Source organism: Desulfoplanes sp. PS50, assembly GCF_053851535.1.
In genome coordinates this window covers 1-21,030 of the sequence record NZ_JBSPZA010000013.1, presented here as the reverse complement: position 1 = coordinate 21,030, position 21,030 = coordinate 1, and the positions used below count along the sequence as shown (strand labels likewise).

General features: G+C 54.4%; 20 protein-coding genes and 1 tRNA gene. 19 read left to right on the top strand and 2 right to left on the bottom strand.

The features are described from left to right. Nucleotides 1-44 precede the first annotated feature (44 nt). Both ACTVJH_RS07525 and ACTVJH_RS07520 read right to left on the bottom strand, forming a co-directional pair. A complete protein-coding gene (locus ACTVJH_RS07525) occupies nucleotides 45-794 on the bottom strand; it encodes an NAD-dependent protein deacylase (protein WP_455989054.1) in 750 nt (249 codons plus the stop codon). 137 nt (nucleotides 795-931) lie between these two features. Next, a complete protein-coding gene (locus ACTVJH_RS07520) occupies nucleotides 932-1,513 on the bottom strand; it encodes a DedA family protein (protein WP_455989052.1) in 582 nt (193 codons plus the stop codon). A gap of 294 nt (nucleotides 1,514-1,807) precedes the next feature. On the opposite strand from ACTVJH_RS07520, the gene ACTVJH_RS07515 reads away from it, so the two are divergent. The 19 genes from ACTVJH_RS07515 to ACTVJH_RS07425 all read left to right on the top strand — a co-directional run. Continuing rightward, on the top strand, nucleotides 1,808-4,243 hold the full coding sequence (locus ACTVJH_RS07515) for a hypothetical protein (RefSeq protein WP_455989050.1): 2,436 nt from the start codon (nucleotides 1,808-1,810) through the stop codon (nucleotides 4,241-4,243). Further along, nucleotides 4,176-5,192: a phosphatidylserine decarboxylase gene (locus tag ACTVJH_RS07510; RefSeq protein WP_455989048.1), complete on the top strand. Its 1,017-nt coding sequence runs from the start codon at nucleotides 4,176-4,178 to the stop codon at nucleotides 5,190-5,192. Before ACTVJH_RS07515 ends, ACTVJH_RS07510 begins: the two co-directional genes overlap by 68 nt. A 61-nt stretch (nucleotides 5,193-5,253) precedes the next feature. Then, nucleotides 5,254-6,291: a prolipoprotein diacylglyceryl transferase family protein gene (locus tag ACTVJH_RS07505; protein ID WP_455989046.1), complete on the top strand. Its 1,038-nt coding sequence runs from the start codon at nucleotides 5,254-5,256 to the stop codon at nucleotides 6,289-6,291. Between the two features lie 449 nt (nucleotides 6,292-6,740). Continuing rightward, nucleotides 6,741-7,226 carry a transcription elongation factor GreA gene (greA, locus tag ACTVJH_RS07500; RefSeq protein WP_455989044.1) on the top strand — a complete coding sequence of 162 codons (486 nt, stop codon included), beginning with the start codon at nucleotides 6,741-6,743 and terminating at the stop codon, nucleotides 7,224-7,226. 190 nt (nucleotides 7,227-7,416) lie between these two features. Further along, nucleotides 7,417-8,349, top strand: coding sequence for an Lcl C-terminal domain-containing protein (locus ACTVJH_RS07495; RefSeq protein WP_455989042.1), 933 nt, complete (start codon nucleotides 7,417-7,419; stop codon nucleotides 8,347-8,349). Between the two features lie 605 nt (nucleotides 8,350-8,954). Then, nucleotides 8,955-10,367: an anthranilate synthase component I family protein gene (locus tag ACTVJH_RS07490; RefSeq protein ID WP_455989040.1), complete on the top strand. Its 1,413-nt coding sequence runs from the start codon at nucleotides 8,955-8,957 to the stop codon at nucleotides 10,365-10,367. Next, a complete protein-coding gene (locus ACTVJH_RS07485) occupies nucleotides 10,342-10,944 on the top strand; it encodes an anthranilate synthase component II (RefSeq protein ID WP_455989038.1) in 603 nt (200 codons plus the stop codon). The genes ACTVJH_RS07490 and ACTVJH_RS07485 overlap by 26 nt, the downstream gene beginning before the upstream one ends. A gap of 183 nt (nucleotides 10,945-11,127) precedes the next feature. After that, nucleotides 11,128-12,126, top strand: coding sequence for an anthranilate phosphoribosyltransferase (gene trpD, locus ACTVJH_RS07480; RefSeq protein ID WP_455989036.1), 999 nt, complete (start codon nucleotides 11,128-11,130; stop codon nucleotides 12,124-12,126). Next, a complete protein-coding gene (locus ACTVJH_RS07475) occupies nucleotides 12,116-12,907 on the top strand; it encodes an indole-3-glycerol phosphate synthase TrpC (RefSeq protein ID WP_455989034.1) in 792 nt (263 codons plus the stop codon). Before trpD ends, ACTVJH_RS07475 begins: the two co-directional genes overlap by 11 nt. 8 nt (nucleotides 12,908-12,915) lie before the next feature. Then, entirely contained in the window at nucleotides 12,916-13,638 is a 723-nt protein-coding gene (locus ACTVJH_RS07470) for a phosphoribosylanthranilate isomerase (protein WP_455989032.1), read from the top strand. 96 nt (nucleotides 13,639-13,734) lie between these two features. After that, on the top strand, nucleotides 13,735-14,973 hold the full coding sequence (trpB, locus tag ACTVJH_RS07465) for a tryptophan synthase subunit beta (protein WP_455989030.1): 1,239 nt from the start codon (nucleotides 13,735-13,737) through the stop codon (nucleotides 14,971-14,973). Next, complete coding sequence (gene trpA, locus ACTVJH_RS07460) at nucleotides 14,960-15,733, top strand: tryptophan synthase subunit alpha (RefSeq protein WP_455989028.1); 774 nt, start codon at nucleotides 14,960-14,962, stop codon at nucleotides 15,731-15,733. Before trpB ends, trpA begins: the two co-directional genes overlap by 14 nt. Before the next feature lie 176 nt (nucleotides 15,734-15,909). Continuing rightward, on the top strand, nucleotides 15,910-16,563 hold the full coding sequence (locus tag ACTVJH_RS07455) for an REP-associated tyrosine transposase (protein ID WP_455989026.1): 654 nt from the start codon (nucleotides 15,910-15,912) through the stop codon (nucleotides 16,561-16,563). Nucleotides 16,564-16,763: 200 nt separating this feature from the next. Then, the gene (locus tag ACTVJH_RS07450) at nucleotides 16,764-16,973 is read left to right on the top strand and encodes a heavy-metal-associated domain-containing protein (RefSeq protein ID WP_455989024.1); all 210 of its coding nucleotides are present in this window, start codon (nucleotides 16,764-16,766) and stop codon (nucleotides 16,971-16,973) included. Nucleotides 16,974-17,076: 103 nt separating this feature from the next. Further along, entirely contained in the window at nucleotides 17,077-17,988 is a 912-nt protein-coding gene (locus ACTVJH_RS07445; protein ID WP_455989022.1) for a metal ABC transporter solute-binding protein, Zn/Mn family, read from the top strand. After that, entirely contained in the window at nucleotides 17,985-18,794 is an 810-nt protein-coding gene (locus ACTVJH_RS07440) for a metal ABC transporter ATP-binding protein (RefSeq protein WP_455989020.1), read from the top strand. The genes ACTVJH_RS07445 and ACTVJH_RS07440 overlap by 4 nt, the downstream gene beginning before the upstream one ends. Next, nucleotides 18,787-19,593: a metal ABC transporter permease gene (locus ACTVJH_RS07435; protein WP_455989018.1), complete on the top strand. Its 807-nt coding sequence runs from the start codon at nucleotides 18,787-18,789 to the stop codon at nucleotides 19,591-19,593. The genes ACTVJH_RS07440 and ACTVJH_RS07435 overlap by 8 nt, the downstream gene beginning before the upstream one ends. 186 nt (nucleotides 19,594-19,779) lie before the next feature. Further along, nucleotides 19,780-19,855, top strand: a tRNA-Lys gene (locus ACTVJH_RS07430). A gap of 657 nt (nucleotides 19,856-20,512) precedes the next feature. Further along, nucleotides 20,513-21,030 (top strand): hypothetical protein (locus tag ACTVJH_RS07425; RefSeq protein WP_455989017.1); only part of this gene is annotated, 518 nt, incomplete at its 3' end.

Below are 21,030 nucleotides of genomic sequence, written 5' to 3'. Positions count from 1 at the left end.
TTTTTAAGAAGAAACCCCATGTCCATGGACATGGGGTTTTTTTGTTATTCTCCTTCCCCTGTGACCGCCTCGAGCAACCAGGTCACCACATCACCCGCTCTGCCGCAAAGAAACACATCCGTGACAGCCCTGGTATAGGCAGATGGTTCCGTATTGATTTCCACGATCAGGCATCCGTTTTCATGGGCAAACCGGGGAAGAAGCGACGCCGGCATGACCTCGCCGGTGGTACCGATGACCAGCATGATATCCGCCTTGCTCGCCTGTTCCATGGCAAACCGGGCTGTGGCTTCAGGGATGGGTTCCCCGAAAAACACGAAATCCGGCTTTAAAACGCCACCGCAGCCTTGACAACAAGGGGGAAGGGTTTTCAGATCCACCCGATCCGCTATGGTGGTTTCACAACACCCGGTACAGCTCAACGTTCTCGTGGTTCCATGATACTCGCAGACCGTTTTGCTCCCGGCCCGCTGGTGAAGATTGTCGATGTTCTGGGTGATCACCGATTTAACCATGCCCAGGTGTTCCAAGCGGGCGATCCCGGTATGCGCCGTATTGGGCTCGGCCTTGCCCATGAAATCGTAAAAAATTTCACGGATAGCCGTCCAGGCCTTTTGGGGATGGCTATGAAAAAACGAGATATCCAGACACCCAGGGTCGTATCGGGACCAAAGCCCCTGATCGCCCCGAAAGGGTGGAATACCGCTTTCAACCGAAACCCCCGCCCCGGTAAATACCACGCAATGCGCTGATTCTCTGATCCGTAAGGCGACACGCTTTATCTCCTTCTCCATCTTCTTCTCCATCCTGACTCCCGTATTCCAGTAAGAATCAACCATCGATATCTCTTCGGCCAGGCCAAAATATATTCCCGATTCTATATAAATTTTTAATTTCAAATCATTTCGACCAGTTGATCATGCCGGCCACTCTATCTGGTTTCGTGTCGTCGGTCACACACAAGCCTCCTCTTGTGTATATACCGTCGCGCAATCCATAATGACACGACCAGGAATACTGTGCCCGCAACAGCGAACTGATAGCTATCGAGCAGATTGTCCACCCGCATGCTCCGGATACAGACCCGTCCCAAAACTGTGATACCAAGGATCCAGACACATGCCGCGCAGAGATCGAGAAGGATGAAAAAAGTCCTGCTGATCCCGCTCATCCCCAGTGCCGCAGGCACGGCACTTCGAGCCCCATAGACAAACCTGTAGCCGAGAATCACGATAATTCGATGTTTCTTGAGCAACTCGGCAACCTGCATGACTCTCCCTCCGAACTCGGGCCATCTTGCCAGCAGATTTCGACCATGTCTGCGCCCCACCCAGAAACAGAACAGATCGCCGGTGATGGCCCCCAGGTAGCCGGCAACGATTATCCCCTGAAGGGAGAAAACCTCCTGCTCCACAAGCAATACTGCAACGAGAAGAACCGCTTCGCCTTCCAGGACGGTGCCTAAATAAACAGCCGCCAGCCCCCAGATTCCGAGCGTTTGTACATCGAACATGCGTATCCTTTGTTGCCGTGCACAGCAGAACGCTCTCCGTATCAGAAGGACAACGACAATCGGGTGACATCCCGTCAACAATTCGCGAACAATGCCTTTGTGCAGAAAACCAATGCCCATCCACATGTCACGCAAATGTCACCATCTCTTCATGACAGGTACACCGAACCACCGTACATCATGTCTGGCTCATCTTGCACAGGGCCCTGCCGATTCCCACTCCCCCCTTTTGTTTCTCTTGTAACGATCAGGCGTGAGGAGTGAAAGCTCTCATGACGATCCTTCGGAGAACACATGCCCCATCAAGACAAAACCGAGAATATCCCTTCACTGCCCAGAATCTGCTCCCTGCTCGGTATCACCCCCACCAGGGGGGAAATACATGCCGAAAGACTTCCCTTTGTATTCGGTGATGCCACTGCAGGAGCTGAAAATGAACTTCAGGTGGCGGTCATCGGCAACCGGCATGACGTGGATCTCCCTCTGAGCATCAAACAATCGAGTTATTATCGCAACATCCGTCGCAGAACAGCCAGAGGAGATACCTCCAGAAAAATCATCACTGATCTGGACGAGTATTTACGGGATAATCCCGGCAATGTCTGGGAAAACAGCTGGGTTCGATTCCCGCGTCGTTATCTCTCCCAAGAGGCGGACACCATCCTGGAAAACGACTTGGTCAGGGACAAATCCGAACCCGAAAGTCCCAAGCGTCTGGATTATGGCCGATTCGTCTTTGAACAGGACAAAGAAATCTGGATCAGGATACCGGTGAGCTATCTGCTCAAACTCGCCCTGGCTGACGTGATCACGTCGCGAACCCTATCTGCCGAGCTGCATGAAACCGCAACACGATTTCTCGACCATTTTCTCAGTGACAATACCTCGCCGGAAACATTTTCCTTTTATGTCCCCTTCTTGTCCGAGCCGTTTGGCAATGCACAGGCCATTGCCCGTGAAACCGGACAGAGATTTCTTTTATGCCAATGTCTGGTGGCCTATGCCAACAAAAAATTCAATCTCGAAGCCTTGGGACAACGGGTGGTCGTGTACGCGGCCCCGCACCCACCCATCAGACAGAAACGTCTGAATACCTGCATTTCAGACTCTTTCTACCGGCAGATTTTCATGAGCCCCTGCCTCTCAGGATGGGACAAGGGCGAGGATAAACACGCCTACATGGGCCTCTGCCACAGGGTTCTCTCCCTCAGCCAGATGAATGCCCTGCCCAAGCTCAAAGAGTCCGGAATCATCACCAGAAATCTGATCGTGCTTCCAAACACGTCGAATATCAGTCTGGCCAATAACGGCACCCATATCAGCCTGGGGAGCAGCATTCTGACATCTCTCATGAAAGATGGCTCCCGGGGTCTCACCCTGGCGGACGAAAAATACGTTGGTGATCTGGTCATCAAAATCGTCGAGCACATGCTTCCGCTCTTTGTCGGGACCTACAGCGCGGCCCCATACCGAATGGATTTCAAGGATTTTCATCCGGAAACAGCCCTTGGATTCCTCCCTCATGAACTCGACTTCACCCACCTGCGCATGATCTGGAGACGATGGAAAAAAAAGGCGAGTCTGCGCTTTTGCGGCCGCCGACTCACCCCCTTTGGTCCTGAACTTCTGGACAATGGCATCAGCACAATCCTTCGCCTTCAGGGAGACCATGTACCGGATTTCAGACTCATCGACTATCTGGCCTGTCTCATGAGCACCCATACCTGCCCGGGTCTTGACGGAAATGTGGACAACGATGTCCGGCTCAAGAAGGATCTGGCCGAACTGGGCGTTTTTCACCCTGCCCTTTCGACCTATCTTCTGTACAAGATCCGTCATCACAGCCAGATGGGCTTCTCAGGATTCGAGGGCCGGTACTACAGCCTTTTCCCCTCCCTGAACAAGGACATGACCGAGGCCACGGCCATCCAGGCCCTGATCACCGCCCTGGCGTACAAACTCGTTTTGTCCGGAAAGATCACCCACGCACATATTCCGGATACCCCTTCGACGGAAAGCGAACGAAGGCAGATTTTCTTTGGTTCGGCCATAGGCATCCCTACTTTTTACGTACGCAAAAAAACCAAGAACCGCTTTCTTCTGGATCTGATCCGAACGACCAGGGGACTCAGAACAAGCCGCAGATACAAGGGATATTTCAGGGTGTACAACGCGGCCTATCGTCGCAGCGTCCTGGAGATGATCTCAACACAGGGACAGGATCTGGTTGAATTGATGGGTCTTGAACACAACATGAAGGATCTGCAAACACGGATCGAACCAGGCACCACCACCTCGGCTGCAGCCAGACTGACGGACGCCATTCTCGATCGGGCCGGTGCCAAAACCCCTTTGGGAGTCAAGGCCGATACGTTCAACACGGCCGCGGAGGCCTATTACCGGGACGATCTGCGCATCGCCTATATCAGAGAAGGTTTCCAAGATCTCCAGGAAGATCTGAAAAAGACCCCCCTTCCCCCTTTACTGATTCATGCGACGCAGAACAACAACCTCTACAATGCAAGTGCCTTCATGGTGGATATGGAACACAAACTGTGCACGGACACTATCACCCTCGATGAATTGATCAGCACAACCATCGTACTTTTACATGTCATTGCCGACTATACGATGCGGACAAACCATTACAGGATTACATGCGATGCCGGGATCAAACCACCAGTATATCTGCCGACGTACCGGGCAGATAAAAAACGAAAAGCTCTTTAACGACAAGCTGATACAAATCATCTACTCGGACATCCGGGAACAGGTTCCCTTTGTGTTCAATCTGCTCACATCTTCCCGAAGTTCCGCCCTTCTAGGATTTTTAAACTACGACCTTCCCTTTGCGGACACCCTGACCGGAGCCCGGAACTTTTTGAAACGCATGGGCATCGACCTGTCGGAATGCGTGCAGCCCGAGGCATACTACACAACCCATCGCCGCCTCTTTGAGCGGCAGATACGATTCTGGGAATGCCGAAAGATGGACGAGGCAGTCGAATCCATTGTGGCCCCGGCGGATTCGAGGATGCTGCCGGGTTCCCTTCTTCCGGGGTCCATGCTGCTGCTCAAGGGAAAATTCTTCGAATTCGAGGAACTCATCGGTGTGGACAAAAAAACGTGGCTGGACACCTTTGCCAAAGGCCATTTCGCCACCTTCAGACTCACCCCGGACAAGTACCATTACAACCATTTTCCCGTGAGTGGAGAAGTCAGGGACATCTACGAAATCCGGGGTCGATACCATTCCTGCAATCCCGAGGCAGTGGTCGAGATGGTCACCCCGTATTCCAAGAACAAACGGGTGGTCACGATTATCGACACGGATGTACCAGATGGAACAGGGTGCGGTCTCGTGGCCATGATCGAGGTCGTGGCCCTGATGATCGGCGGCATCGAGCAATGCTACAGCCATGAGCACTATGACACGCCCCGATCCGTCACACCGGGGATGTTCGTTCGCAAGGGACAGCCCAAAAGCCTCTACCATCCCGGCAGTTCACTGGATGTCCTCTTTTTTGAACACGGCCGGATGCACTTTTGCGAGGACATCCTGGCCAACCGTTTCCATCCCGGGGTCAAAAGTCGCCTGAGCCAAGGATTCGGCCAGCCTCTGGTGGAAACGGACGTCCAGGTACGATCAACCATTGGATTCGCCTTGCCCGCGAGCTGATCCATTCCAAGGCGATCCTCTGTGTTCTCCAACCAACGATATATCATTTCAGGAGTCATCCATGAACCTTTTTTTCGTTCTCTGCCTCGCCCTTCCCCTGATCGTTCTTTTTGCCTGGGGATTCAAACATCTTCCCAGGGCCAGGTGGCAGATGCTCGGGGCCATACCACTGATTCAGGAGAATGACTCCACGTGGCGGGGTATCAACCTCACCTTTTACGGAGTATTCAACGCAGTCGCCTATGTAACGGCAACCATGCTGGCCATTGTCCTTTTCAAATCCGTTGATATCGCTTTCATTCCCCTGTTCACCATGATCGTCGGGGTCCTTGGTATCTGCATGCCGGCCTCCAAGATCATTGCCGCGGTCGTGGAAAAAAAGCCGCATACCTTCAGCGTAGGCGGGGCAACTTTCGTCGGAATCATAGTCAGTCCGTGGCTCATTCAGGGTATCAACCTGTTCACGCTCAATCCCATGCCGGTCATCCCCGTTCTGAGTGTCGTGGCACTGGCCTATGCCATGGGAGAAGGGCTTGGCAGAATGGCCTGCATCAGTTTTGGCTGTTGTTACGGGCGGCCTGTAACGGATTTTCCGGATAGATTCAAAAAGCTGCTCACCAGGTATGCCTTTGTCTTTCAGGGCAGAACAAAAAAAATTTCCTACGCCCACCACCTGGACGGTCAGCCCGTGATTCCCATCCAGGGCATGACGGCAGTGCTCTCCTGCGGATGTGCACTCATCGGCATGTACCTGTTTCTGGAAGGATATTTTTCTGCAGCCCTGATCCTGAACATCCTTGTCACACAAATCTGGCGCTTTCTCTCGGAATTTCTACGCAACGATTACCGGGGAGAGGGGGTTATCTCCGCCTATCAGATCATGGCTCTGGTCGGAGCAGGCTATGTTCTCGCTCTTCCGCTGCTTTTCTCCGAGACTGTCTTGCCGGCACCGGACATTGTCGCGGGCCTCGCCTCCCTGTGGTCGCCGGGAATCATTTTAGGGCTGCAGATCCTATGGATCTTCAGTTTCTTATACACCGGGAAAAGCAACGTCACTGATTCGGTGATCGAATTTCGGGTCAGGAAAGAAACGATCTAATGCGGCCAAGCCGCAGTTTTAAGTTTTAGGTTCAAGCGGTTATAAAATTTTCTTGTTTTTTATAACAGAACATTCTGAGTAAGGTACTAACCCCCCTCCTGAAATATCATGGCCGGCCTGCCTTGTTCCGGAGGGTTTGTCTGACTCACAGAGCCAGGCATCGCCCATTATGTGATTGCCCGGCTTCTTACTGAAACGTCTTGCTTTTATTGAGCAATATTCAATGGTACAAGGCCGGCAAGAACGTTTCAGACCGACCGGAACGGGGTGAGCCGGCCATGAAAACAAATCGCTCATTCATCCCTTGACCAATGCAAACCAATCACCTATAGCTTACTTAACATTACCGCAGCATTTTCAAGAATCTGCCGCTCCCTGGCTCTACCGGCCAAGGAGCGGCTCTCTATTTTCATAAATTCAGTAAGGTTCAGAAAACCGAGGAAAAAAACATGGAGAGCATCCCCATTTCTGTTCAAGGACTGGAAAAGGTTCACCAGGAGCTCGAAGAGCTCAAAAAAGAACGTCCCCTTGTTGTTCAGGCTATCAAGGAGGCTCGCGAAGAAGGCGACCTGCGAGAAAATGCAGGGTATGATGCAGCCAAGGAACGCCAAGGAATGCTCGAGGCCAAGATCAACTACATTGAATCGCGCATTCCCCTTTACAATGTCATTGACATGAGTACGCTCGGCGGAGACGTGATCACCTTCGGGGCCACGGTCACCCTCAAAGACATGGATACCGACGAAGAGAAAACATACACGCTCATGGGTCCTGATGAATCCGATGTCAAAAAGGGTATTATCTCTGTACTCTCTCCCGTAGGCCAGGCCCTTCTGGGCAAGGAAGAGGGCGATGAAATCCTTGTGGAGGCACCGCGGGGCAGGATTGAATACGAAATCATCGCCGTGACCTTTACCGGATCGGCCACACAATAGATTGCAGGTACCAGCTCAAAAAGGCCGGGTTTCCTGCACGTAGGAAACCCGGCCTTTTTTTTGTGCTCGTGGACGCGTCATATTCGATTTGTGTCCCTTGACCGATCATCACGGATAAGCCACTGCTACCTTTATGCGCAATATTCTTTGGACCGGACAAGATCTTTGTTACGATGCCCAGGGTAATCCCATGGATTGCCCTGGTTCGGGACAGGATGGTGAAATATGGACCGGACACAGCTTTGACGACCGCTTCGAACGGGAAGGATCGAACCTCGTGCGTGACCGGCTCACCCGCCTTGTGTGGACAAAAACAACCAATTTCGGTGAGTTCCCCCTGACCTGGGCCGACGCACTCGCCCGCGTCAGAGCGATGAACCGGGAAGGGTACGGTGGCCACCACGACTGGCGGCTTCCCAACCGCAGGGAGCTGCGCAGCCTGATCAGCTATGGGTCCAAAAAACCCGCCCTGCCCGCTTTTCACCCGTTTGAAGAGGCCTTTCTGGGCTGGTACTGGACCTCGACCACCGCGGCCATCTCACCGGGGTATGCCTGGTATGTGCACCTCGAGGGTGGGCGCATGTTCTACGGCAAAAAGGATCAATTCGCCCTGGTCTGGCCGGTACGCGGCACCTCGATCCATCTTCCAAGAACCGGACAGACAACCTGTCACGGTCTCACGGGGCAGACCATCGCCTGCAGCGACACGGGCCAGGATGGAGAATTGCGCAGGGGCGAACCATGGCCCGAACCCCGGTTCACGGTCCAGGGCCCCGTTGTCCGTGACGAACTGACCGGTCTGAGATGGCTCGGCCATGCCAATACCTTCGAGCGGACCATGACCTGGGAAGAGGCACTTGGGGCTGTGACTGATCTTACCATGGCGGATCGATCCTGGCGACTGCCGACCATCAACGAACTGGAATCCCTGGTGGATGCTTCGACCTTCAGTCCGGCCCTGCCCGAGAATCATCCCTTTACCGCTCCCCAACAGGCCTACTGGTCCTCGACCTCGAGTTTTTTCGAACCCGACTGGGCCCATGTGCTCTACCTGCACAAGGGTGCCGTAGGCGTAGGGTGGAAACCCGGACCCGAATTTCATGTCTGGCCTGTGAGCCGCTGAAACCGGATGGCTGAAAAATCTTTTGAGATGTCTTGACAGGACCCGCTGGATTATCTAGGGACAATTTCACGACACATTCATTTTTCACAGGAACCTACACAATGACCGCATCCATCCGCCCTCTTTCCAAGCTTACAGCTTCCAGCATCTGGTGGTGGTGTGGTCTATCATATGGATCTCCTGTGAGCGCAGCGACCTGATCGCTGTGATATACAACCACACACCCAAAAGGGCCGCAGGAGACAATCCTGCGGCCCTTTTTTGTATCCTTCATCCTTCACGAATCAACATGCAGACACCGAAATCATGACCATGCCTCTTTCTTACATCTCCCTTGCACCTGTGCACCCCCTTGGCTCCCTGACCGCAAACCAGGTTGAAGAAATGGCTCTGCCGGGACGCACCTTTTGGCTGTGGTGGTGGCTTGTTTTTTGTATCAGGGGAGATCCTGCCGCATTGTGACGACTATGAGTCCACTACCATGCAAGCCGCCGGATTTTTCCAGGAAAAATCCGGCGGCTTCTTTTTTGGCCATCATTCCAAACCGACCTTTCTTAACTCTCTAAAATTTCTTCAATTTCTCAATTTTTTTTTCCGGAGACCCAATGATCGATCTTACCCAACACGGCAAATGGATGCAGGCGGACACCCAGACCCCGGTATCCCTTTATGTCAGCCTGGTAGGCAATAACCCGGGCATCCTTTTGGAAAGTACCGAGGTGGACGGCCGGCTCGGTCGCTACAGCCTGATCGGGTGGGATTTCAGACTCATCCTCACCTGCAATGACGGCAATCTCAATGTAACAAGTGAGGACGATCGTTTCGCTCCCTTGAAGGCATTTCACGGCACCCCGTTTCTCGAGGGCATCAAGGCCTTGACACGGGAACTGACTATCGTCCCTGCTGCAGAACTCGGAGAACTCCCCCCCATGACCCGATCCCTTTGCGGATACTTCGGGTACACCATGGGCGGCATCCTCGAGCCCGCGCTGGCCAAAGAACTGCCCCCGGCTCAAGGCGAGGTACAATGCGCCCTTCCCGGAAAACTGCTTCTTTTTGATCACCTTTATTCCAAGTGCTGCTATCTGACCCTTACCGATGATCTCGACCCAGGGCCACTTGCTGCACCCCCGGAAGAAAATAAACCCGTGTGCGGTAAAATCACGGCCACTCCGGACCGGGAAACCTTCATCAATTCCGTGAAAAAAGCCAAGGAGTTGATCACCCAAGGAGAGGCCATCCAGATCGTGCTCTCTTCCAAGCGGCAATGTCCATTTTCCGGATCCTCCTTCACCCTGTACCGCCGACTCAGACAGATCAATCCTTCCCCATACACCTTTTATATCCATTTTCCCGAGATCACCCTGATCGGATCATCCCCGGAACTTCTGGTCAAAAGTACAAACAATGATCTTTTGCTCCGTCCCATCGCAGGCACCCGCCACCGGGGCAGGAACGAAGAAGAAGACAACCAACTGGCAAAGGAAATGCTCGAAGACCCCAAGGAACGGGCCGAACACGTCATGCTCGTGGACCTGGGCAGAAACGACCTCGGGCGCATTGCCACCACCGGCAGTGTCACCGTGACCCGGTTCATGGATGTGGAACGGTTCTCCCACGTCATGCATCTCACTTCGACCATAACGGCGGATCTTCTTCCGGAAAAAGACGGCTTCGATGTCCTGGCAGCCACTTTTCCGGCGGGTACGGTCAGCGGAGCCCCAAAGATCCGGGCCATGCAGATCATCTCAGAGATGGAACCCCTTGAGCGCGGTCCCTATGCCGGGTCCATCGGCTGGATCGGGGTGGGCAGGGGGCCGGTCAATCTGGACATGGGACTGACCATCAGAACCATGTGGATCAAAGACGGGATACTTGCCTGGCAGACCGGAGCGGGGATCGTGTTCGATTCCGATCCGGTCAAAGAGTGGGAAGAGTGTCAGAACAAGGCAAAGGCCCTGTTCGCAGCCATAGAAACCAAGGGAGGCGGTGATGATTTTACTCATAGACAATTTTGATTCCTTTACCTTCAACCTGGTCCAGACCTTTCAGACCAAGGGGTGTCATCCCAGAGTGATGCGCAACAACGAGCCAAAGATTTTGGATCTGGCCGTACATCCGCAATTGCAAGGGGTGATTCTCTCTCCTGGTCCCAGCCATCCGGAAAATGCCGGTCTGTGTCTGGATTTTTTACAACAACTTCCCCCGCACATCCCGGTTCTAGGAGTCTGCCTGGGCCATCAGATTCTGGGGCGTTTTGCTGGGGCCCTCGTAGGCAGGGCCGCACAGATCATGCACGGCAAGACCTCGATCATCGAGCACACGGGCACGGGTATTTTCGCCGGCATGCCCAAGGAGATGGTCATCGGCCGATACCACTCCCTGGCCGTGTTCGAGGACGACAGCGACCACGGATTCACTGTGACCGCTCGGAGCAAAGACGGAACGATCATGGGCCTTGCCTATACGGACCGCCCCTGGATGGGGGTTCAATTTCACCCCGAATCCATTCTCACCCCGGAGGGACCGAAACTGCTGCACAATTTCATCAAAATCTGTGAGGGGGAGATGGGCGAAGCAAAGAATGTGGCGTGAAAAGAAGGGAGACGGGAAAAGTGAATGTTTGGCGAGCTTGCGAGCCTTAGCAGATCTTATGCAAAGCTGAACGGGAGGCGGGAAACCGTAGGGGCACGGCGCGCCGCGCCCTTGTGACCACCCCCGGGAAACCCGAATAGAAGAAATACAACAGGGACATTTTTCACAGAGAGGAAAAAAATCATGCATACCATAAATAGCATACTTAATCATCTGAAAAAGGGTCGGGACCTTACCTCGGAAATGGGCAAACAGGCTTTTGGCTCACTGCTCACGGGTGAACTCGAACCGGCCCAGGCAGGGGCGCTGCTTCTGGGACTGAGCATGAAGGGAGAAACCGCCGAGGAACTTGGAGAGGCCGTGAACATGGCCCTGGAACAGGCGCGCATCATTCCCGGGCTGACGGAAAAACGGATCGACACCTGCGGCACGGGCGGGGACGGCCGAAACAGCTTCAATTGTTCCACCGCAGTCTCCCTGTTTCTGGCCGACATGGGCTACAAGGTGTTCAAGCACGGCAACAAGGGCGTCTCGAGTACATGCGGGAGCGCGGATATCGTCAAGGCCCTGGGCTTTCCCTTTGTGGGTTCTCCGGAAGAGGCGCACACGGAACTGGCCAGATGCAACTTCGTGTTTTTGTTCGCCCCCCAATTCCACCCCGCGTTCAAACATGTGGCCCCCATCCGCCAGGCCCTGGGCATCAGGACCCTGTTCAACCTCGTGGGTCCGCTCATCAATCCGGCCCTGCCCACGCACCAGCTCATGGGGGTTCCTTCCGCAGAGTTCGCCCCGCTCATGGCCACCGTCCTGGCCAAACGCGGGATCAAGGCCGCGGTTGTTCACGGGGCCGGAGGATTTGATGAACTTACCCCCTGCGGGGTCTGCCAGGTCATTATGGTTGAGGACGGCAAGACAACCACATCGGCATTCGATCCCCAGCCTCTGGGATTTGAACGATGCGACCCGGAAGCCCTGCAATGCAGCGGCCTCGAGGACGCCGTGGAAAAACAGAAATTCATCCTCGCCGGAACAGGTCCCAGGGCCATCCAGGACATGGTCGCCCTGAACCTGGGCATGGCCATCCACATCCTGGAAGAGGGGGTCACCCTGGCCGAGGCCATGCAGCAGGCCCGGATCAAGGTCCAGGAAGGGGTCAGGGAGGTACTCTCCCATGCCTCTTAGCCGATTCGTCCGGGCCAAGCAGGAAGAGCTGCAAATGCTCCGGTCAATGAAGGATCTCCCCAGGCCGTATCAGGGGCCCCGTCCCGGATTCGCCCGGGCCATCCGCGATCACGAGAACACCGCGATCATCGCTGAATACAAGCGTGCCTCCCCGTCCAGAGGGAAGATCAATCTGACCCGCTCTCCTGGAGAGGCGGGAAGGATGTACGCCCGGTCCGGGGCCTCGGCCATCTCCGTGCTTACGGAAGCGACCTATTTCAAGGGCGATCTCGCCTTTCTCGAGCCCATGGCCCGAACCGGTCTGCCCCTGCTGCGCAAGGATTTCATCACCGATCCCCTGCAGGTGGCCATGACCGCAACCACCCCGGCCTCGGCCATCCTGGTCATTGTCCGGCTCTTTCAAACGGACCGGGAACTCAAAAGAGTGCTCGAGGCATGCAGCAACTTCGGCCTGGAACCGGTGGTAGAGGCCTTTGACGCCCAGGATCTTTACCGGGCGCAGGATCTGGGTGCCCCGATCATCCAGATCAACAACCGCGATCTGGCTACCCTGGACATCGACCTGAACCGGTCCCATGACCTGATCGAAAAAAAACAGGACCAGGAGATCTGGATCAGCGCCAGCGGTATCACCACCCCGAAAACGGGTCAGGAACTCTTCCGGGCGGGATTCGATGCCCTGCTCATCGGCACGGCATTGATGCAGGAGGATGACCCGGGAGCCATGATTGAAACATTCACCAGACGCCCCTGCGATAATCCGTCCACCCCGAACATCTGATAACGACCATGAACACACCCGACTCGAACCTGCTCCCGCTTTTTTCGCGCAAACCCGTGGTCAAGGTCTGCGGCATGACCCGAACACAGGACATCAGGACCTGCATCGATCTGGGCGTGGATCTTCTGGGATTCATCTTCCATCCCAGAAGCCCGCGAAACATCCTTGCCCGTGACGTGCCCGACCTTTCCACTTTTCCCGTGAACAAGGTCGGGGTATTCGTGAACCAGGGACCCGACGAGATCGCCCAGATCATGGAAGCGGCCGGACTGGATCTCGCCCAGCTGCATGGGGACCATTCGGTGGAGACATGCCGAACCCTCGGTCCTTCCCGGGTCATCAAGGTCTTCTGGCCCATGCGCTATGAACGAATGGATGATCTGCACAAGGACATGGACCGCTTCGCCCCGGTGTGCGCGGCCTTTCTGCTCGATGCGGGCATGAAATCCGGAGGGCATGGCACAAGCCTCGATTTCACCAACCTCATAGACCTGAACCCGCCCCGCCCCTGGCTCCTGGCAGGAGGACTCGGCCCGGCAAACATTGCTCAAGCCCGTGGTTGCAACCCGGATGGATTCGACCTCAATTCCGGCGTGGAATCCGCCCCGGGCATCAAGGACCCAGAAAAAATCAAACAGGTCATGCACATCATTGGCAAACAATCCGACATCCAACGGGCGGACCCGTGTGCCCGCCCGTTTTCCCGAGATCCCGGATCAAGTCCGGAATAACGGCATGTTTCGATCTGCGCACTGCGTACTGCGTACTGCGTACTCTAACCGGTCTCCTTCTTTCATCCATCTTACATCTTGAATAAAGGACTTCCCATGACAACCAATTCCATCAAACACCGCTTCGGTCCCTACGGCGGCCGGTATGTGCCCGAGATGCTCATTCCGGCCCTGGACGAATTGACCGAGGCCTATGAACAACTCCGGGATGACCCCGGTTTCCAGCAGGAACTTTCCGATCTGTTCACGACCTATTCAGGCCGTCCAACCCCTCTGACCTATGCGGCCAACCTGACCAGACGCCTTGGCGGCTGCAAGATCTACTTGAAAATGGAAGGATTGAACCACACCGGTGCCCACAAGATCACCAACGCCCTGGGTCAGGGGCTGGTGGCCAGAAAAATGGGCAAAACCCGACTCATCGCCGAGACCGGCGCGGGCCAGCACGGCGTGGCCACGGCCACAGTGGCCGCCAAGCTGGGCATGGAATGCACCGTGTTCATGGGCGAGGTGGATATCAAACGCCAGTACCCCAACGTCTATGCCATGCGTCTTCTGGGGGCCGAGGTCGTCCCGGTGACCTTTGGTACCAAAACGCTCAAGGATGCGGTCAACGCGGCCCTGAAGCATTGGATCGAGCACCTGGACGACACCCACTACCTCATCGGCTCGGCCCTGGGACCCGCTCCCTATCCGGTCATGGTCCGGGATTTCCAGTCGGTCATCGGAAGAGAGGTCAGATCCCAGCTCATGGAGGCCGAGGGCAGGCTTCCCGACTCCCTGGTGGCCTGCGTGGGCGGGGGGTCCAATTCCCTGGGCCTCTTTGCCCCGTTTGTTGACGAACCCTTTGTGCAGTGCTTCGGCACCGAGGCCGGCGGAACCGGGCCCGAACCCGGAGAAAACGCGGCCCGGTTCGGGAAGAATCCTCAAATAGGCATTGTTCAGGGATACAAGAGTTATTTTCTGCAAAACAGTGACGGCCAGGTCCAGCAGACCCATTCCATCAGCGCGGGCCTTGATTACGCGGGCATCGGCCCGGAACTGGCCGAACTGCATGATCAGGGACGGATCCACTTTTCCAGCGTCCTGGACTCCGAGGTGCTGGAGGCCTTTCAGATCCTCTGCAAAGAGGAAGGAATCATCCCGGCCCTGGAATCGGCCCATGCCGTTGCCCGGGCCATGCAGCTCGCACCCGGTCTGCCCAAAGATCACATCATGGTGGTCAATATCTCGGGACGGGGGGACAAGGACATCTTCATCACGGCCAAATATCTCGACGAAACACGGTGGGTCGAATTTCTCAAATCGGAGGTCAGGGACATTGAAGACAATTGATCAAGTATTTTCAACAAATAAAAAAATCGGGCTGATGACCCATGTGGTGGCCGGGTACCCGGATCTCACGGCCACGGCCGAGCTTATCCGGCTCATGGCGGATTCGGGTGTGGATCTCGTGGAGATCCAGATCCCCTTTTCCGACCCCCTGGCCGACGGTCCGACCATCATGCGTGCATCGCAGCACGCTCTGGATAACGGAATCACCACAAAAGACTGTTTCCGCCTGGCCGAGGAAGTGGCCAAAACCGTGGACATTCCCCTTTTGTTCATGACCTACGGCAACATCCCCTTTGCCATGGGCATGGAACGGTTCATGCGTCGCAGCGCGGACGCGGGCATCCAGGGTTTGATCATCCCGGATCTCCCCTTTGACGAGGAAACCGATGATCATCTGGATCTGGCCCACGATGCAGGGCTCAAGGTCATCCAGGTGACCTCGCCCTCAACGGGTGAACAACGCCTGGCCAGGGTCTGCGCCCTTGCCGAGGGATTCATCTATGCCACCCTCAAGGTGGGCATCACCGGGGCGGGCGCAGATGTCGACGACCAGGGCATCGGTTTTTTGAACCGCATCCGCTCCCTGAGCGACCTGCCCATAGCAGCAGGTTTCGGCATCAGTTCGCCGGAACATGTAGAAAAACTCATCGGCAAAACCGACGTGGCCGTGATTGGCAGTCATGTGATCAATGTGTATGAAAAGGAAGGGAAAAAGGGTGTTGCCGCATTTTTAAAGAAATGCGAAAAGATAGGAAGATAAGCCAATCACCGAGAGGCGGGCGTCCCACCCGCCTCTCCATTACCACCCTCCCGGGAGCGTGGGCGTCCCGCCCGTGCTCCCAGCCTTTTTTTCCCAATCGCTTGCAGGATATGGATCAGAAGGTTACCAGTCTGTCACCCTATGGTCCTTTATCTCCCCCCACCGGTGAGTGTTCCATGAAAGCCATCAGATTCAAAGTCCAAGACACCTTTCCAAGCCCACAAACACACCCTTCGCTCGAAGGATGGCATTCCCGAGGATACTTGCCACATTTCGACATAAACGGAGTCTACCAGGCCATTACCTATCGCTTGGCAGATTCTCTCCCGGGAGCGCGGGCGTCCCGCCCGCTTCTTCATCAAAACGAGAAAGAAAAAATAGATCGCCGCAAACACATCCAACAGGAACTCGATAAGGGGTATGGTTCATGCGTCCTTCGAAACCCCAACATTGCAACGATCGTTGTGAATGCGTGGAAACATTTTGACGGAAAGCGTTACGACCTGGTGGCCTATGTCGTGATGCCCAATCACGTGCATGTACTCATCAAAACATACGTGGGATTTCCATTATCCGGAGTAATTCATTCATGGAAATCGTTTACCGGGCACAAAATTGAGAGCTACCTGAAAAATAGCGGGCGAGACGCCCGCGCTCCCGGGAAAGGTTCCAAGACATGGCAAAATGAATATTTTGACCGGTTCATTCGCGATGAACGTCATTTTGTTCAAACCATTGCCTACATTCACGAAAATCCCGTCAAAGCCGGCTTGTGCCGAAAAGCATCCGAGTGGCCCTGGTCAAGCGCAAAAAATACTTCACCCGCATGAAAGACAATGACACTCCTCCTGGGAGCGTGGGCGTCCCGCCCGCACCACCAGCGGACATTTCCTGAATCTCTCGCCCTCCTGCACCGATCTTCTGCAGTGCCTGAAATCAAGGCCCTCGACAAAATCCCCGCAATCGTTGACTTGAGGACCTTCCGGTCCTATTTTATTTTTTTGCGATCACAACGAACCGGGAGGAAATCATGCCCACGATCACCATTGAAGGTATGAGCTGCCAGCATTGCGTAAACGCCGTGACCAAGGCCCTGGAAGCGATTCCGGGCATTACTAACGTCCATGTCAGTCTGGAGAAGAAACAGGCCGAATTCGCCTCCAAATCACCTGTTGATGAGGAAACGATCCATGCGGCCATCCGCAAAATCGGCTTTATAAGCAGCGATCTGAAACAATAATACGGATTCTTTTCCGAGCATGCCAGCAGGGGCGTGAAGAATCTATGAGCTTCACGCCCCTGCTTCCTGCCTCCGCATTGATCATCACCCCCGGAGAACCCCCATGCGTTTTTTGAACCAGCTCTCCCTTGTGCTTGCCTGCATCCTGCTTTCAGCCACCGCACTCTCTGCCGCCCCCTTGATGGTGACCGTCTCGGTTGTTCCCCAGGCCTACTTTGTCCAACAGATCGCCGGTGATCTGGCCGATGTCTCGGTCATGGTTCTGCCCGGGGCGAGCCCGGCAACCTACGAGCCCAAACCCAACCAGATGAAAACCCTCTCGGCATCGGCCATCTATTTTGCCGTTGGGGCACCCTTTGAGAGCGTCTGGCTGGAAAAAATCCATGCGGCCAATCCGGACATGGTCATTGTGGCCACCCAAAAAGGGGTGAGCAAAATCCCCATGGCCCGACATCTTCACGATCATCCGGAAATACCCCAAGCAGACCATGATCAGGGACAGAATCACAAAACCGAGTCCACAACCATCCTGGACCCGCATATCTGGCTCTCCCCTGCCCTGGTCACCATTCAGGCCAGAAACATCTGCAAGGGACTTGTCGCTGTCGATCCAGCAAACAGAGACACGTACGAAACCAACCTGGCTGCTTTTGAGACGGAATTGACGCAATTGGACGCATCCATCCGGACCATTCTGGGAGATACCACGACTAAAAACCATTTTCTGGTCTTTCATCCGGCCTGGGGCTATTTTGCCAGGGAGTACGGTCTGTTTCAGATTCCGGTGGAAATTGAAGGCAAATCACCCAGCCCGCGCGAATTGGGCAAGCTGATCAGTATGGCCCGCATCCATGACATCGACACCGTCTTTGTACAGCCCCAATTCTCTCAAAAAAGCGCCCTGGTCATCGCAGGGGCCATCAACGGCCAGGTTGTCCGCCTCGATCCCCTGGCCGAACATTGGCCGGAAAATCTCCTCCAGGCGGCCAAAAGGATCAAGGAGGCATTACGGTGAACGCGGTACATTCCCTTGAAACATTCCCGGCCGTGACCATCCGCGACCTCAACTTTTCCTATGACGGGGTCCGTCCCATTCTGACCAACGTGCACCTGACCCTGACAAAGGGATCGTTTACCGCCATTGTCGGCCCCAACGGCAGCGGCAAGACCACCCTGCTTCGCCTCATCCTCGGCCTGCTCACCCCGGATACGGGTATCGTGGAAGTCTTTGGAAAACGGGCCGGACACGGCACACTCCCCATCGGCTATGTTCCCCAATACACGGTATCCCGACCGGATTTTCCGGTCACGGTCATGGAGGTCGTGCTCATGGGGCTTCGACCGGGCCTGCGCGGTTTTGTATATACGAAAAAGGAACGTGACCGGGCCGCAGCAGCCCTGCACAAGGCAGGAATCGAGGAAGCCCTGTTCACACGTCGCATGGACCGACTGTCCGGTGGTCAACGACAACGGGTACTCATTGCCAGAGCCCTTGTGGGCAATCCGGACCTGCTGGTCTTTGACGAACCCACATCCAACATCGATCCCGAAGGGCGGTTCTGCTTTTTCGAGCTCATGGACACACTCAAAAAATCACTGACAATCATTGTTGTCAGCCACGACCTGAGCATTGTCGCATCCCGGGTCACTGACATCGCCTGCGTGAACAGACGGCTCATCCACAGCAACAAGGGCATCTTCACCAAGGAAATGCTTTCGTTATTGTACGGAGCCCACGAACACACCTGCCCCATGGCCGATTACATCCACGATGTCTCCACCGTACTCAACATTCCGACCACGGAACTCACCGATGATTGAAGCCTTTTCCCTTGAATTCATGCAGAATGCCTTGTTCGCAGGCATCCTGGCATCCATTGCCTGCGGCATGATCGGCTCCCTGGTCGTGGTCAACCGCCAGGTCTTTCTTGCCGGAGGCATTGCTCATTCGGCCTATGGGGGAATCGGACTGGCCTTTTTTCTCGGCCTTCCGGTACTCCCGACCACCCTTGGATTCACGCTGGTCGCGGCAGGCATCATGGCCGCGATCACCCTGAAAAAACCCCAGCAAAGCGATACCGTCATCGGGGTCCTTTGGGCCGCGGGCATGGCCACGGGGATCATTCTCATGGACATTACCCCCGGGTATAATGTCGATCTGATGAGCTATCTCTTTGGGAGCATTTTAACGGTTCCCCGTCATGATCTCTGGATCATGCTCGTGCTGATCGCGGTCATTGCGCTGATCATCACCCTGTTCTACCGCCAATTCCTGCTCCTCTCCTTTGAACCGGAATTCGCCCGCACCCAGGGAGTGCCCGTCCCGCTGCTCCATTTCATACAATTGGCCATGGTCGCGGTCTCCGTGGTCATGATCATCCAGGTGGTCGGACTCATCCTGGTCATCGCCCTTTTGAGCATCCCCCCCTACCTGGCCGGACAACGGGCCAGATCCCTTTTTTCCATGATGCTCATGGCATCCCTGTGGAGCATGATCTTTTGTACAGCAGGTCTGATCCTCTCCTACCAATTCGATCTGACCACCGGAGCGACCATCATCGCCGTTGCCACAGTGACCTTTTTCATCGTCCTGGCCGGTCGTGCCTTGTGGAGCAAATAACCTCCGAATCGCTGGCTCAAAAACCACACAGGGATATCAACTTCCTGCCCCATTTCCTGAATCAGCAGACGGATACCCCGGTTCGATCTTTTTTACTCATGCAATTTTATATAATTTTCTTGACACCCACGACCAAACTACCTAGAGAAGCGATCTCGTTGCAGGGAACCCCCCTCAACACCCTCCGGGCCACTAGCTCAATTGGCAGAGCAGCTGACTCTTAATCAGGAGGTTCAAGGTTCGATTCCTTGGTGGCCCACCAATAAAAACAAGGACTTACGTCATAACAGCGTAAGTCCTTTTTTTATACCAACCCATTCTGTACCAACACTGTACCAAGTTTTTTTGGTCCTTCCCCCCTAAAATCGACAAATCTGCATTTAACGACATTCAACGGCATTCAATTCGTTCACGCCACTTGATCAATTATCCAGTCAATTAAACTGTCGATTGGATACGCCACCTTTCGTCCTCTAAACTTAATCTTAAGCGGAGGACCTTCCCCCCGACTGTCAAGATTAGACATGTTTCGAGGTGTCAGTAGTCCACCTGAAAACTTGTCAACCTCATCTCTTGCGACAATTGCACTCGGCCAACTCTCTTTAAGTTTCAAAATTGAAGCAATTATCGCAGGGTTGAGGGATTGAGCCTTGGTGCCTGGATTAGATGTTGGCTTTGGCATAAAATATATTCCTCTACACTATTTCATGGTTTTTAGAATTATTTTATACCAACTTGTCGAAAAAACCTAATTTTTGACCTGTTTTCTTGATGGTCTAGAGTTTAGAGTTTGCGCCCCATAAAGGCGAAAAAAAAATGCAAAAAATATCAAAAAAGTACTTGACATTTCGCGCGATTCGCGCGGCCGCCTTCGGCGGCCCTTTTCTGAAAAAGAAAAACTTTTTCAGGAGGTTAGTCAATGGATCGCCGTCATGTACTTACTGTTTTCGCCAGCTGGGTGACCAGGATTCTTCTGGCCGTTCCGGCCAAATTACGCCCCACCTTTCTCGAACTCATCTTCGGATGCATCATTGCTCGAACGGGGCATATTACAGATGCTTTCCTTTCCATCGTTCCCGAAAAAACTTGGACCACCTACTACAAAGCGATAGAGAAAGGTGTGTTTTCGTGGCTGGCCATTATCAAACAATGGACATTACTTCTTTGCGAGGTACTTACACCCGACGAAATTACAATCGGTATAGACGATACGTTCTGTTTTCGCAGCTCCAAAAAGGCCCCGTCTGTCGGTTTGCATCACGATCACGCCAAACGTACCAATCGTCCCAAATATGTATGGGCTCAGCTATTTGTCGGCGCTGCCCTGATTTGCACATACAAAGGAAGGAGTGGGGCATTCCCGCTTTTCATGAAGATGAATCGCCTCTGCGGCAATCGTTCCAAAATCAAGGCTGCAATTGTCATCATCCGAATCTT

Coding starts and splice junctions, on each gene's coding strand:
- ACTVJH_RS07525 (WP_455989054.1), bottom strand. CDS start 794: ATGGAGAAGGAGATAAAGCGTGTCGCCTTACGGATCAGAGAATCAGCG.
- ACTVJH_RS07520 (WP_455989052.1), bottom strand. CDS start 1,513: ATGTTCGATGTACAAACGCTCGGAATCTGGGGGCTGGCGGCTGTTTAT.
- ACTVJH_RS07515 (WP_455989050.1), top strand. CDS start 1,808: ATGCCCCATCAAGACAAAACCGAGAATATCCCTTCACTGCCCAGAATC.
- ACTVJH_RS07510 (WP_455989048.1), top strand. CDS start 4,176: ATGCCGGGATCAAACCACCAGTATATCTGCCGACGTACCGGGCAGATA.
- ACTVJH_RS07505 (WP_455989046.1), top strand. CDS start 5,254: ATGAACCTTTTTTTCGTTCTCTGCCTCGCCCTTCCCCTGATCGTTCTT.
- greA (WP_455989044.1), top strand. CDS start 6,741: ATGGAGAGCATCCCCATTTCTGTTCAAGGACTGGAAAAGGTTCACCAG.
- ACTVJH_RS07495 (WP_455989042.1), top strand. CDS start 7,417: ATGGATTGCCCTGGTTCGGGACAGGATGGTGAAATATGGACCGGACAC.
- ACTVJH_RS07490 (WP_455989040.1), top strand. CDS start 8,955: ATGATCGATCTTACCCAACACGGCAAATGGATGCAGGCGGACACCCAG.
- ACTVJH_RS07485 (WP_455989038.1), top strand. CDS start 10,342: ATGATTTTACTCATAGACAATTTTGATTCCTTTACCTTCAACCTGGTC.
- trpD (WP_455989036.1), top strand. CDS start 11,128: ATGCATACCATAAATAGCATACTTAATCATCTGAAAAAGGGTCGGGAC.
- ACTVJH_RS07475 (WP_455989034.1), top strand. CDS start 12,116: ATGCCTCTTAGCCGATTCGTCCGGGCCAAGCAGGAAGAGCTGCAAATG.
- ACTVJH_RS07470 (WP_455989032.1), top strand. CDS start 12,916: ATGAACACACCCGACTCGAACCTGCTCCCGCTTTTTTCGCGCAAACCC.
- trpB (WP_455989030.1), top strand. CDS start 13,735: ATGACAACCAATTCCATCAAACACCGCTTCGGTCCCTACGGCGGCCGG.
- ACTVJH_RS07455 (WP_455989026.1), top strand. CDS start 15,910: ATGAAAGCCATCAGATTCAAAGTCCAAGACACCTTTCCAAGCCCACAA.
- ACTVJH_RS07450 (WP_455989024.1), top strand. CDS start 16,764: ATGCCCACGATCACCATTGAAGGTATGAGCTGCCAGCATTGCGTAAAC.
- ACTVJH_RS07445 (WP_455989022.1), top strand. CDS start 17,077: ATGCGTTTTTTGAACCAGCTCTCCCTTGTGCTTGCCTGCATCCTGCTT.
- ACTVJH_RS07435 (WP_455989018.1), top strand. CDS start 18,787: ATGATTGAAGCCTTTTCCCTTGAATTCATGCAGAATGCCTTGTTCGCA.